This is a genomic window from Pseudomonas veronii (assembly GCF_002028325.1).
GTDB classification, from domain to species: Bacteria; Pseudomonadota; Gammaproteobacteria; order Pseudomonadales; family Pseudomonadaceae; genus Aquipseudomonas; species Aquipseudomonas veronii.
Genome location: NZ_CP018420.1, coordinates 3,567,916 through 3,580,557, shown reverse-complemented (window position 1 = coordinate 3,580,557; position 12,642 = coordinate 3,567,916). Strand labels below are relative to the sequence as shown.

7 protein-coding genes are annotated in these 12,642 nt (G+C 60.4%); 2 read left to right on the top strand and 5 right to left on the bottom strand.

All coding sequences use genetic code 11. The features are described 5' to 3' along the window. Nucleotides 1–60 precede the first annotated feature (60 nt). Nucleotides 61–438, top strand: coding sequence for a response regulator (locus tag PverR02_RS16185; protein WP_017846270.1), 378 nt, complete (start codon nucleotides 61–63; stop codon nucleotides 436–438). Between the two features lie 50 nt (nucleotides 439–488). On the opposite strand, the gene PverR02_RS16180 is transcribed toward PverR02_RS16185, so the two are convergent. The 5 genes from PverR02_RS16180 to PverR02_RS16160 form a co-directional block, all read right to left on the bottom strand. Further along, the gene (locus PverR02_RS16180; RefSeq protein WP_079443874.1) at nucleotides 489–5,252 is read right to left on the bottom strand and encodes a hypothetical protein; all 4,764 of its coding nucleotides are present in this window, start codon (nucleotides 5,250–5,252) and stop codon (nucleotides 489–491) included. Nucleotides 5,253–5,363: 111 nt separating this feature from the next. Then, a complete protein-coding gene (locus PverR02_RS16175; RefSeq protein WP_079443873.1) occupies nucleotides 5,364–7,073 on the bottom strand; it encodes an ATP-binding protein in 1,710 nt (569 codons plus the stop codon). Beyond that, nucleotides 7,070–8,572: an ATPase domain-containing protein gene (locus PverR02_RS16170; protein ID WP_046383506.1), complete on the bottom strand. Its 1,503-nt coding sequence runs from the start codon at nucleotides 8,570–8,572 to the stop codon at nucleotides 7,070–7,072. The genes PverR02_RS16175 and PverR02_RS16170 overlap by 4 nt, the downstream gene beginning before the upstream one ends. 142 nt (nucleotides 8,573–8,714) lie before the next feature. Continuing rightward, entirely contained in the window at nucleotides 8,715–9,773 is a 1,059-nt protein-coding gene (locus tag PverR02_RS16165) for a tetratricopeptide repeat protein (protein ID WP_017846266.1), read from the bottom strand. Between the two features lie 76 nt (nucleotides 9,774–9,849). Next, a complete protein-coding gene (locus tag PverR02_RS16160; RefSeq protein WP_079443872.1) occupies nucleotides 9,850–10,743 on the bottom strand; it encodes a bestrophin family protein in 894 nt (297 codons plus the stop codon). Between the two features lie 236 nt (nucleotides 10,744–10,979). On the opposite strand from PverR02_RS16160, the gene PverR02_RS16155 reads away from it, so the two are divergent. Next, a complete protein-coding gene (locus PverR02_RS16155) occupies nucleotides 10,980–12,629 on the top strand; it encodes an AMP-binding protein (RefSeq protein ID WP_057004148.1) in 1,650 nt (549 codons plus the stop codon). The last annotated feature ends 13 nt before the right edge of the window (nucleotides 12,630–12,642 follow it).

Below are 12,642 nucleotides of genomic sequence, written 5' to 3'. Positions count from 1 at the left end.
CGCAACCTCTGCGTGACTGCATGGTCGTAAGTGCAGCAATTGACCGGACAAAGGCTTCCCATGAGTGAAGATGCACAAGATGTCGTTCTGATCGTCGAGGACGACGAATCGATTATGTTTGTCCTGGATGAATACCTCAAAGGCCTGGGCTATCGGGTATTGAAGGCGATCAATGGGGAGCAGGCTTTTGAAATCCTCGCCAGTAAACCGCACCTGGACCTCATGGTGACGGACTATCGCCTGCCTGGCGGCGTCACCGGCGTGCAGATCGCCGAGCCGGCAGTGAAGTTGCGCCCGGAGCTGAAGGTGATTTTTATCAGTGGCTATCCGCAGGAAATTCGTGACTGCGACAGCCCGATCACACGCAAGGCGCCGATCCTGGCCAAGCCGTTCGACCTGGATACCCTGCAAGAACATATCCTGCGGTTGTTGGCGTGACACCTGCATGTGTCAGTCCAACAACCGCTGATGCCCCTGGCCGGTCAGGATTACCAGGCAAGCACCTCGTCCTTTGCATGTGAATCAAGTACCCGTGCGGGGTTGGTTCCCTCGAAGAGCTCAAACGATCCATCGGGTTTTATGTCAATACGGTTGGCCGTTGCGATCGTAGTGGACGCCGGGTATTTGTTTGCGATGTTGAACAGCACTTGTTCACCGGCGTCACCTTGTTTCAGAGCGATGCCTAATCCCGGAATGGTCCGGACATAATCGCCGCCCACATAAATCACTTTGCTTGTCTGGTCTAACGATCCCTCCAGTTGTTTCAGCACGCGCTGTTGTTCTGTCGTCGGCACGCCGCCTTGGAAGTGCATTAATGTTCGTTTCTGGTAGACACCCTCTTTCAAGTCGGTAAGCACCGCCAGGGCCGTACAATCACTGATGCCACGGGTGCTGATGATTGCGGTCGGGTCAGTGACGGTGACGTCCTTGTAATCCGACATAGTGATGTGGTGGGTCGGGGCGGGGGGCTTCAGGTGAGTAACCGTCGTCGGGATGGATTCTTCATAAAGCCGTTTGACCGGTCTGTCATGAAGACTCGCGGTGCTTATCCACGACTCGTGATGGTCGCTGATCTTGAATTCAAGTTTTTTGGGGTCATTGCTATAAGTTTTGTATTGGACCGGCAGCTTCTTGTCATTGAATATTTTTTCGAGACCACGCCTCATCATGGCCTCGCTTGAAAACTCGGCCACCCCAACATTCGGGTCGTAAAAAAAGAACTTCTTACCGTCGCCATCCGGCACGGACCCGGCCACCATCGCATGGCCGGGAGAGTCGATCATCACGGTCTTGCCCCCAGGCGCATTGGCCAGTTCCGTAATCATGTCCTGATACGTTACCTGGCGCTGTGGGTTACCGGCGTGAAACATGGTCGGTATACTGATGCTTTTTTGCACATCGTCTAATGTGCGAGCAAATACTCGCGACCCCTCAGCCCGCGGATTGGCGGCGGCAACGTACAGGTTGTCAATAAATACGCGTTCTTTTCCTTGCGCCTTGGCCGATGCGAACGTACGCGAGAGAGCGGCGCACTGCCCATCGGAAAGGCGGTTGACCTGGCTAAGGTAGAAGGTCTGAGGTACGGGGGTGAACGTTCCTCCGACGGCATTTACGTGGGCGTTGAAATGCTGTGTGCCGTTGAGCCCGTGCTGGACAGCCAGCCTTTCCTGCTGGCGGACCAAGGTGCCCACCTCTTTTGCTGTTTTGTCCGGGCGTAGCGCCAGTTTCATCACGTCTTCTGATTTCATGCCCTTGGCATAGCCTTTAATCAGTTCCGGCGCGCCGTCCTCATAGCCACTCATAAATGCTGCGCTGGGCGTCACCCCATCGCCCTGGTAACGATCCAGTAGCTTTCCCCAGTCTTTTCGAATTTGAATCGACTCCGGCGAGAGCGCGCGCTGCGTGTTTTGCCACGCATGAAGCTCCTGAGTACCGCCTCGTATTGACGGCTGGAAATCGTCCAGTGCTTTGCCAAACGGGCGTCGGGTCGTCGTATCAAAGGCATACCATTTACCGTCCTGAAGAACCGCGGCACCTTGCAAGGTCTCGCCGGACGTCTTGAAGGTACCCATCGCTGCTGCGTCGTATTGTTTGCTCGCGGCGACCAGGTCGTAGCCAGTGTGGGTGCCGCGTAGGTGCCGGATGTCTTGAATCGTGTCGGTGATGACGCGTTTACCGACGCTTGCCACGCCGCGACCGGTAGCGCGCAGTAAATCCGCCGCGCCGTCCAACGGATTAACCAGGCTGATCGCGCTCAACCCCAGGGTCTTTCCTATATGCAAGGCCTTGCTACCGGCAGACAGGGTCTTGGTTGCAACGTTAGCCAGTTTCCCTACGGTGGAGGCTCCAACGGTCATGATGCCAAACAGGTCGAGTGATAAGTCGATGATCCCTTCGCCGAGGTTGCCCTCCGTAAAATGCTTGATGGCTGACCGTAATGGGATCAGGTTAAGAAGCAACTCATTTAACTTTTTGTAAAAGGGTACCTCGGACTCAACCGTCGTCACCCCTCGAGCCTCGGCCTCCAGCGCGCCCCATACGCTGCTGACCTTGGCCACCGTGGCACCGATGGCCGCGCTCCGGGGGCTGGCGAAACTGTTCAACGGCCCGGCGGTGTCGGTGTTTTCTTGTAGCAGCTGTTGCCGTACCAGCGGGGAACCTTCATCGGGAATGGACAGTGTGACGGGGACCATGTCGGTATACGGCGTGTTGTTATCGCGCGGTTTTCCGTCTTCTATATGAGCCCCAGGCTGATAACCGGGCTGGAAATCGCCGAGGTCCCCGCGTTTGGTGAGCGTGTTCTTCTGGACATTCAGTTCATAGGTATGGGCAATCCCGTCGCGCATCACTTTCAATAGCACAGGGTTGCCGTCGGCAGCCGGGACCCGGACGATACCGCTGAGCTGATGTTCGCCCTTGAACTCCTTGAAGATCGAAAGGCTTCCGTATTCGATATTCTGCCGGTCCTCCAGCGGCAACTGGGCGATCAGGTGCTTGACCTGCGTGGCGACGCTGCTGTCGAGGGCGCGACCAAACTGTTGGAACTCACTGACGAATTCCCTGCTGATATTTTTCAGGTTTTGCGTCTTGCTCAAGACCTCCTCGAGGGTGAAGTTGGGCGTGTTGGCAGCAGAGCGTCCGGGGCCCCTGCGCGGTGGTGTGTAAGGCTCGATCACCCATTGATTGGGGTGTGACGCGTTGTTGTGCCGGGCCGGGTGGTAGGGCACATTGGGCGGGTTGTGCAGCATGTTCTCCATGTACAAGTCCAATATCGAATAGGGCCCGGGTCGATCTTTATCGTAAGTGTCCAGTACGATGCACTTCAGTTCCAGGCGCGCGTCATCGCCCAAAACTTCGCGCAGTTCGGCCAGGGCCATCTCCTTGCGAGACGCCGGCGCGGGCGTGCGCTGTGCTTCGGAAGCTGTTCGCAGTTCGCCGACCTGCTGGTTAAAGGCGTCGGCGATGGTTTGCATATCTGCGGGCGACGTCACACTCGTGACGATGCTGTTGGTCAGGCCCCATTCCTTGAGCGCGTCATGCTGGGCGACATATTCGATCTGACGCTGAGCCTGGGACACCGGGGCGATATCCGCGTACAACATGACCTCGCCGTAACTCATGGTGGATGCCCGGCCCGGCGTCTCAGCCTCTATGCGCGCCACCGCGGTACTGAGGCTGACGTGGGCGGGGGAGCCGTGAGTGACCGTGGTGGGGATATCCTTGACCAGCAACTCTGGCGCCTTGGAGGCCAGTTTCAGGTTGGCCTGGATATTGGCTTTTTCCGGTGACGAAGCCTCTTTCGTGACGTAGTACAAATGGTCGGCCACACGCTGGGCCGTCTCTGATAAAGGTTTGCCTTTAAGCTGCTGGCCGGCCAGGTCAAAGCCTGAAATGTGCTTCTGGGGCAAGGTTGCCTGGGTGAATGCATCGGTGTAATTCAGGTTCAAGGCCGCCATTAACCAGTCATTGACGCTGCCTTTGACCGACAGTGTGTTGAACTTGGCCTGGATGGCCGCCCCCAGCGCCTGGCCCTTGGGCGACTGGATGATGCGGTCGAGCAGTTGCCGTGGGTTGCGAAGCTCGTGGGCTTCGACTGCTACACCTGGCATCAACGCTTCCAACACATTGCGGTTGCTCCCCAGGTTCAGGTCACCCACATTGCCGTGCTGCAAGAACGCCAACAGTTGGCGCTGGGTGTCCGTGTCAATCGGCTGCGGCCAGGACAGGGCACCGCCGTAGTTACCATGGACGGGGCTTCGCGGTGTGGGGGTGAGGAGGAATCGCCTGAGGTTCTCCACGTCCTGTGCGGTGCCGGGTTTTTCAAAGCCGTGGTATTCAAGAAAATCAGCCAGGCTAGCCACGCCTCCTTGCTGCACGTCTCGGTCCCGTTCGTATGAGGAGTGGGGGTTCAATTCGAAGGTGGTTTCACGCAGATACGCGGGGACCTGCGACAGCTGAAGGCTGCCTGAGGCAAGCACTGTCCCCAGATGCTTCAACAACACAGTCGCTTGGTGCCGGTTGTTGATGTTCCCCAGCAGCGTCTGCTGCTGCTCGAGTGCGTCCTCGCTGCGCGTTTCCTGGAGCCCAGGGAATACAGCGGGGTCAAGCGGGGCAAAGGTTTTATCGCGCTCCAGCTCGGCGGCACGTTGCTGGAGCTCGGAAGGGGCGATTCGCGTCGGCTCTTTGTAGAACTGCCCAACCAGCCAGGCCGGCGCACGGTTGGTGCTCTCGGACGACGGAAGGGGAAACGGCCTGTTCCTGTCGGAGATGACCCCTCCGATATTCATTAACGGTTCTCGCACCGCCGACCAGCGCTTGTCCTCGCTCGCACGCAACTGTAAGGGCGCATTGAGCGAAACATCTGGGGTTACACGGTAGGTGACTTGACCACTTTGCGGCAGGATTTTGATCGAGTCGGGCAGGGCTCTGACCGTGAGCCGCCAGTCGAGGAACTCCGGCGACCGAGCGGCATTGCCTAGTAACTTCCACCACTGGCCAAATGTTGAATTCGGCGGAATATCCACCATGATCGCGTTGTCGTGGGCGGGAACGCCGCTGAAGCCCTGCAATGCCTTGCCGTAGTTCTGCGCCAACGCACTGTCGCCCCTGGCCCGGGGGGAATCGCCAGGGGCAGATAGGTGGGGGCTTTCGCGGTCAGGCTCTACAGCTACCTGTTCGACTGGCTCCAGCGTGTCGCTGGCAATGGAAGAATGCGGGGGAAAAGCGTGGGCAAGGCTGTTGGAAATCGTCATGGGTGGCGGCTCTATCATCAGGATTGAGGTCCACTGGGTGAAAATTCCAGGTCCCAGTGGTAATCCTTCGTACCCAAGCCCCTTGACCGATTCCATTTTCGAACCGTGGCTTTATTGCACCTTGTTGCCGATTGCCTCCGCTTGGCTGGCGGCTGCGCGGATCATTTCCCTGACTTTCGCCGTCAAGAGATCAAACGTGAACGGCTTGGTAATCAACTGCATCCCAGGGTCCAGAAAACCACCGCGCACCGCCGCGTGTTCGGCATAGCCGGTGATAAATAGGACCTTGAGTTCCGGCCGAATCTGCCGGCCGATTTCCGCCAGTTGCCGGCCGTTCATGCCCGGCAGCCCGACGTCGCTGATCATCAGGTCAATGCGCTGGTCGGACTCGATGATCGGCAGTGCGGTGTTGGCATCGCTGGCCTCGACAAAGGCATAGCCCAGTTCCTTGAGCACCGCGCTGACCAGCACCCGTACCGCCGGGTCGTCCTCGACGATCAACACTGTTTCACCGGCATTGGCAAAGGGCAGCCGCGCGGGGTTCGCCGCTTCGGCCACGACCATTTCACCGACGAAACGCGGCAGGAACAGGCTGACGGTAGTGCCTTTTCCGACTTCGCTGTGGATCGTCACATGGCCACCGGATTGCCGTGCAAAGCCGTAAATCATCGACAGGCCGAGGCCGGTGCCCTGGCCGATCGGTTTGGTGGTGAAGAAAGGGTCAAAGACACGCCCCATAACACTTTCCGGGATACCGCAGCCGCTGTCGCTGACGCTCAATTCAACGTAGTCACCGGGTTGCAATGTGCCGTAGGCGGCGGTGAACACGCTGTCGAGATGGCGGTTGCTGGTTTCCACGGTGAGGTTGCCGCCGTTCGGCATGGCATCGCGTGCGTTGATCACTAGGTTGAGCAGCGCGCTTTCCAACTGGTTGGGGTCGGCTTCGGCGGTCCAGAGCGGGTCGCTGAGGCGCATGTCCAGCGCAATGCTTTCATTGATGCTGCGTTGCAACAGTTCGCCCATGGAGGTCACCAGTTGGTTGATCTCGACGGGTTTTGAATCCAGCGACTGCCGCCGGGAGAACGCGAGCAGGCGGTGGGTAAGGCCGGCGGCCCGGTTGGCGGAGGTGACGCCCAGGTCGATCAGGCTGTCCAGGTCGTCCAGCTTGCCGCGGGAGACGCGCCTGCGCAGTAACTCCAGGCTGCCGATGATGCCGGTGAGCATGTTGTTGAAGTCATGGGCGATGCCGCCGGTCAACTGGCCGACGGCCTCCATCTTCTGCGATTGACGCAGTGCTTCTTCATTGCTGCGCAGCTGCGCCGTGCGTTCTTCTACTTGCTGCTCGAGCGTCTCCAGCGTGCGTTGCAAGCGCAGTTCGCTTTCGCTCAGGTCGATCAGCCGGTCGCGCGCATCGTATTGTCGGCGTCGTCCGCGCAGTGCCGCCGTAACCAGGCTGATCAACGTCACAGGATGGAAAGGCCGCTCGAGGAAGGTGACATTGCCCAATAACCCGCTCAGGTGCGAGGAACCGTTCTGCTCGGCGCCGCCGTGATGGGTCATCAATACGATGGGCAAATCCGACCACGCAGGCTGTTGGTGCAAATACTCGAGCAGCGGCTCCAGATCGACGCCGCGCAAGGCTTCGGCAGCAATAATCAGCAGGCCGGCCCCTTCTTCCAGTGCGTTGCACAAGGCCGTCAGGCCCGTGGCGATCACTCCGCTGTAACCGGCCTCGTTGAGCATCATCAGCGCCAACGCGCCGTCGCGGCCCATCGGCGCAAGTACGATGGCGCGCTCGGAGACGGGGGATAGGCTCGTCACTGGCCCTCATCCTTGAGCAGAGGAGAGCCGGCGCCCATGTACGTGGGGATACCGCGCAGTACGCCCTGGAAATTATCGAGCGGCTCGCCGACAGTCATGCCCTGGCTGCTGATGCGGTACTCGCGAATGGTCGATTCATGGGCACCGGTGCGTTTCTTGATGATTGAAATGGCGCGGCGCACCTTGCCCAGCGCTTCGAAATAGCGCAGCAGAATGACCGTGTCGGCGAGGTAGGTAATGTCGACGGGCGCCTGCATGTCACCGACCAGGCCGTGCTGGGCGACGGTCATGAACGTGGCGGCGCCGCGGCGGTTGAGATACAGCAGCAGTTCGTGCATGTGCAGGATCAGCGCATTTTCTTCCGGCATGGCGGCCTGATAGCCGTTGATGCTGTCGATCACCACAGTCTTGATCCCGCGCTCATCCACGCAGCGCCGCACGCGGTGCGAGAACTCGCCGGGGGTCAACTCGGCCGCGTCGACTTGTTCGATCAGCAGGTTGCCGGTGGCTTGCAGCGCGGCGAGGTCGATGCCCATGTTTTTCATGCGCTCGAAGAGCAGGCCCAGTTCCTCATCGAAGATGAACAGCGCGGCTTTTTCGCCCCGCGCCACGGCGGCGGCGGCAAACACCATCGAGATCAGCGACTTGCCGGTGCCGGCGGGGCCGAGGATCAGGCTGCTGGAGCCGGTCTCGACTCCGCCGCCCATCAAGGCATCCAGTTCGCGAATGCCGCTGCTCAGGGTCTCGCGCACATAGCCGCCGCGATGCTCGGCCGCCACCAGCCGCGGGAACACATGCACGCCATCGCCCATGATGGTGAAATCGTGGAAGCCGCCGCGGTACTTTTGGCCGCGGTACTTCACGACCCGCACGCGACGGCGTTCGGCGCCGTAATTGGGCGTCAGTTCTTCCAGGCGAATCACCCCGTGGGCGACGCTGTGTACGGTTTTGTCGAGGGATTCGGTGGTCAGGTCGTCGAGCAGCAACACCGTGGCGTCGTAGCGCACGAAATAGTGCTTGATCGCCAGGATCTGTCGTCGATAACGCAGGGAACTTTGCGCCAGCAGGCGGATTTCGGAGAGGCTGTCGACCACCACGCGGGTCGGCTTTACCCGTTCCACCACTTCAAAGATCTGCCGCGTGGCCTCGCCCAGTTCCAGGTCGGAAGAGTACAACAGGCTTTGCTGCTGTTCGGCATTGAGCAGGCTTTCCGGCGGGGTCAGCTCGAAAATATGGATATTGTCATCCAGATCCCAGCCGTGGGATTTTGCGCCCTGGCGCAATTCACGTTCGGTTTCGGACAAGGTGATATAGAGCGAGCGTTCACCATTTTCTGCTCCTGCCTTCAGGAAGTGCAGGGCGACGGTGGTTTTGCCGGTCCCTGGTTCGCCTTCGAGCAGAAACAGATGGCTGCGGGACAAGCCGCCGCAAAGAATGTCATCAAGACCTTCAATACCGGTGGCCGCCTTTTCGGATAACAGCGCGTTGGACATAGACAAGAAGTGCCCTCAGGTCACATACGAGTAAGGGGTGCGCGTTCGTTCGAGCGCGCTATACCTTCTTGACCCTGGCGTATGAGCGGGGTTCCACCTTTTTGTCTTTTGCGCGCAATGTCAGCGCCTGGGCGGCGATGCGGCGCGCCTACAGGCCCTGTTGCAGCGCCGGATCATCCGGGTTTTGTTGCTCCAACTGCGCCAGCAGCACCTGAACGTTCTGCAATTGACCGCTTTCTTTCCAGTAGCTGACCAGCAGCACTCGCGCCTTGCGATTGGCCGGGTGGCGCTGGATGATTTCTTCCAACTGGCGCTGGGCGGCTTCGAGTTCTTCCTGAGCGTGCAGGGTGGTGGCCAGGTCGTAACGGTAATCCTGATTGCTCGGTTCCAGTTCCACTGCCTTGGACAGGCCGAGCAAGGCGTAAGCACGCTCGCCATGGTGCAGCAACCACATGCCCAGGGCGTGTTGCAGGTACGCGGATTCGGGGTGCGCCGCGAGCTGGCGGGCCAGCAGTTGGCGGGACTCGTCGGTCTTGCCTTGTTTATCCAGCAGTTCGATTTGCGCAACCACGGCTTGCAGGTTGTCCGGCTGCAGGCGCATCGCTTGCTCCAGGGCGTTCTGCGCCTCCGGCAACAGCGCGCTGTGGATGTACAGGCGCGCCAGTTGGAGCCAACCTTCGGCGGTTTCAGGTTGCGCCTTGAGCTTCTTCACGAACTCATCGAGTACCTGCTGCAAGGGCCCGAAATACAGGCCGAGGGTGTCGGGCGAGAGGCCGAGCAATGCGTTGGCGGCGGCAAAGCGCACGTCTTGTTGCGGATCGTCGAGCAACGGCCCGAGCAGCAGCGTGCGCTGGCCCGTGGGCACCAGGCCGACGATGCTGTGAATCGCCGCTTCACGCACCTGCGGCGAGTCATCGGCCAGGTCCTTGTCGGCGAGCTTCAGTGCCTGGGGGCTGGGGTAATTGGGCAGCTCGGCGTGCAAGGCCACACGACGCTCGTCGGACAAGTCCGGCCGGGCCAGTTGCTGGTACAGCACGCGGGCGGCGCCCGGTTCGCCGTTGCGCGCCTGTTTCAAGGCTTTCGCGTAGCCATGGGCAATGGCGGGCGGCACGGCCACCGGGGTGGAACGGGAGAAATACCAGGTGATCAGCACAATCAACAACAGGGCGCACAGGCCGATGATGGAGTAACGGCGTGACTTTGACATGCAGGCGTCCGAGAGCTTAGGCAGCTAGGGCAAAGCTCTCAGCTTCGGTCAGACCACGGCGAGTGTCAAACCTGTATCAGGTCAGCACGTATTCCACCGGCTCCAGGGCAGGCGGCAAGGCCGTTTCGCCGAGGGCCGCCAGGATCTCGCGCTCCAGGGTCTGCACGATCGCGTTGCAGGGCAGGTCGTTCTCATCGAAGCCGAAGGGGTCCTCCAGGTCGTCGCCGATTTCGTCGAGGCCAAAGAAGGTGTAGCTGACGATTGCGGTGAACACCGGTGTCAGCCAGCCCAGCGGTTCGGCCATGGCAAACGGCAACAGAATGCAGAACAGGTAAATGGTGCGGTGCAGCAGCAGGGTGTAGGGGAAGGGCAGCGGTGTGCTTTTGATCCGCTCGCACGCTGCCTGCACCTGGGTCAGGCTGACCAGTCGGGTTTCCAGCTGGGTGTAGCGCCATTCACTGATCACGCCCCGTTCGGCCAGCCCGGAAAACCGCGCGCCGAGCTGTTGCAGGACCTGGTCCGGGAGGTTGGGGTGGCCTGATTCGACGTCGATCCAGGGCTTCACCGCTCGCGCCTCATCTTCCAGGCGCAGGCGCGCGATCAATCCATGGGCAAAGCCGCACAGGCCGCGCAGCAGGCCGGCCCGCTCCAGCGGGTCGCTGAATACCTGGGTTTCACGGATCAGTGAGCGCACTTCAATGGTCATCTGCCCGAGTTGCTTGCGGCCTTCCCACCAGCGGTCGTAGCAAGCGTTGTTGCGAAAACTCATGAAGATCGACAGCGACAGCCCGAGCAAGGTGAACGGCGTGGCATTGACCTTGGAGAAATAGGCCGGGTGCAGGGTTTCCACCAGCACGATGACCGAGGCCAGCAACGTGACCAGCAGGCTGCGCAGGGCGATGCGCTTGGCGATCGAGCCCTTGAGCGAAAACAGAATGCCCAGCAGGTTGGGTTTGGGGCGAACGATCATCGGGAGGGGCTTCTTCGGTGGCGCAGGCCATCAGGTTAGAAGCTGGCGGCCGGCGCGTCCAATCGCTTGGGCCGACCGCTTGATCGGCGGGGTCTATGATCAAGCGGCATTGGCCAAACCAGTCAGGCATGTTGGTGGCTTTGACCATTGCTGCTGCAGCGCTCTAGAGCGACTATTTCCGCGGCTCTCGTCCGAAAAAACGTCCTGAAAATAAAAATACTGAAGGATTTGAAGCGATGCGTGACTATTTGGCTGCCACTACCGAGTTTGATTACCAACACACCGTCGACAGCGCCTTGGCCGGTAACCTGCAAGGCCTCAATGCCTGCGTGGAATGCTGCGACCGACATGCGTTACCAGGGCGCATTGCGCTGTTCTGGGAAGGCAAGGATGGGCGCAGTGCCACATCCACCTTCAGCGACTTGCAAGACCAGGCTGCACGCTTCGCCAATTTCCTGCTGGCCCAGGGCGTCAAACGCGGCGACAAGGTGGCCGGCCTGTTACCACGCACCGCCGAATTACTGGTGGTGGTCCTTGCGACCTGGCGCATCGGCGCCGTCTACCAACCGTTGTTCACCGCCTTCGGCCCCAAGGCCATTGAGCATCGCCTGAACAGTTCCGGCGCGGCCGTGGTGGTCACCGATGCGGTGAACCGGCCCAAGCTCGCGCAAGTGGAGGGCTGCCCGACGATCGTCACGGTCACTGGCGCCAAGGGCGAAGGCCTGGTACGCGGTGATTTCAGCTTCTGGGCCGAGCTGGCCACCTATTCCAACCACTGCGAGCCGGTGCTGCTGGGCGCTGACGACCCGTTCCTGCTGATGTTCACCTCGGGCACCACCGGCCCGTCGAAAGCGCTGTCGGTGCCGCTCAAGGCCATTGTTGCGTTCCAGAGCTACACCCGCGACGCGGTGGACCTGCGCCCCGAAGACGCATTCTGGAACGTTGCCGACCCGGGCTGGGCCTATGGCATCTATTTCGGTGTGACCGGACCGTTGTCCATGGGCCACCCGATTACTTTCTACGATGGCCCGTTCACCCTCGAAAGCACCTGCCGGGTGATCAATAAGTATGGGATCACCAACCTGACCGGCTCGCCGACCGCGTATCGCCTGTTGATTGCCGGCGGCGAGCAATTCGCCCGCTCGATCAAGGGCAAGCTGCGTATTGTCAGCAGCGCCGGCGAGCCGCTGAACCCGGAAGTGATCCGCTGGTTTGCCGACAACCTGGGGGTGACCATCCATGACCATTACGGCCAGACCGAGTTGGGTATGGTGCTGTGCAATCACCACGGCCTGGAACACCCGGTGCATGTCGGTTCGGCGGGTTTTGCCTCGCCGGGGCATCGCATCGTGGTGCTGGACGACGATCACCAGGAATTGCCCGCCGGCCAGCCGGGGATTCTCGCCGTCGACCGTGAGCAATCGCCGATGTGTTGGTTCGCCGGCTATGACGGCGTGCGGACCAAGGCGTTTGTCGGCAAGTACTACCTCAGCGGCGACACCGTCGAACTGAACCCTGACGGCAGCATCAGCTTCGTCGGGCGCAGTGACGATGTGATCACCACTTCCGGCTACCGCGTCGGCCCGTTCGATGTGGAAAGCGCGCTGGTCGAACACCCGGCGGTGGTGGAAGCGGCGGTCGTCGGCAAGCCCGACGCGGAACGCACCGAACTGGTGAAAGCCTTCGTGGTGATCAACGAACAGTTCCGCGCCACCCCCGAGCTGGCCGAGGAATTGCGCCTGCATGTACGCCAGCGCCTGGCCGCGCATGCCTACCCGCGGGAAATCGAATTTGTCAGCGACTTGCCCAAGACCCCGAGCGGCAAGCTGCAGCGCTTCATTTTGCGTAATCAGGAAATCGCCAAGGCGCAAGCCGTGTTGGCCTGATCCACTTTTCAAG

Coding starts and splice junctions, on each gene's coding strand:
- PverR02_RS16185 (WP_017846270.1), top strand. CDS start 61: ATGAGTGAAGATGCACAAGATGTCGTTCTGATCGTCGAGGACGACGAA.
- PverR02_RS16180 (WP_079443874.1), bottom strand. CDS start 5,252: ATGACGATTTCCAACAGCCTTGCCCACGCTTTTCCCCCGCATTCTTCC.
- PverR02_RS16165 (WP_017846266.1), bottom strand. CDS start 9,773: ATGTCAAAGTCACGCCGTTACTCCATCATCGGCCTGTGCGCCCTGTTG.
- PverR02_RS16160 (WP_079443872.1), bottom strand. CDS start 10,743: ATGATCGTTCGCCCCAAACCCAACCTGCTGGGCATTCTGTTTTCGCTC.
- PverR02_RS16155 (WP_057004148.1), top strand. CDS start 10,980: ATGCGTGACTATTTGGCTGCCACTACCGAGTTTGATTACCAACACACC.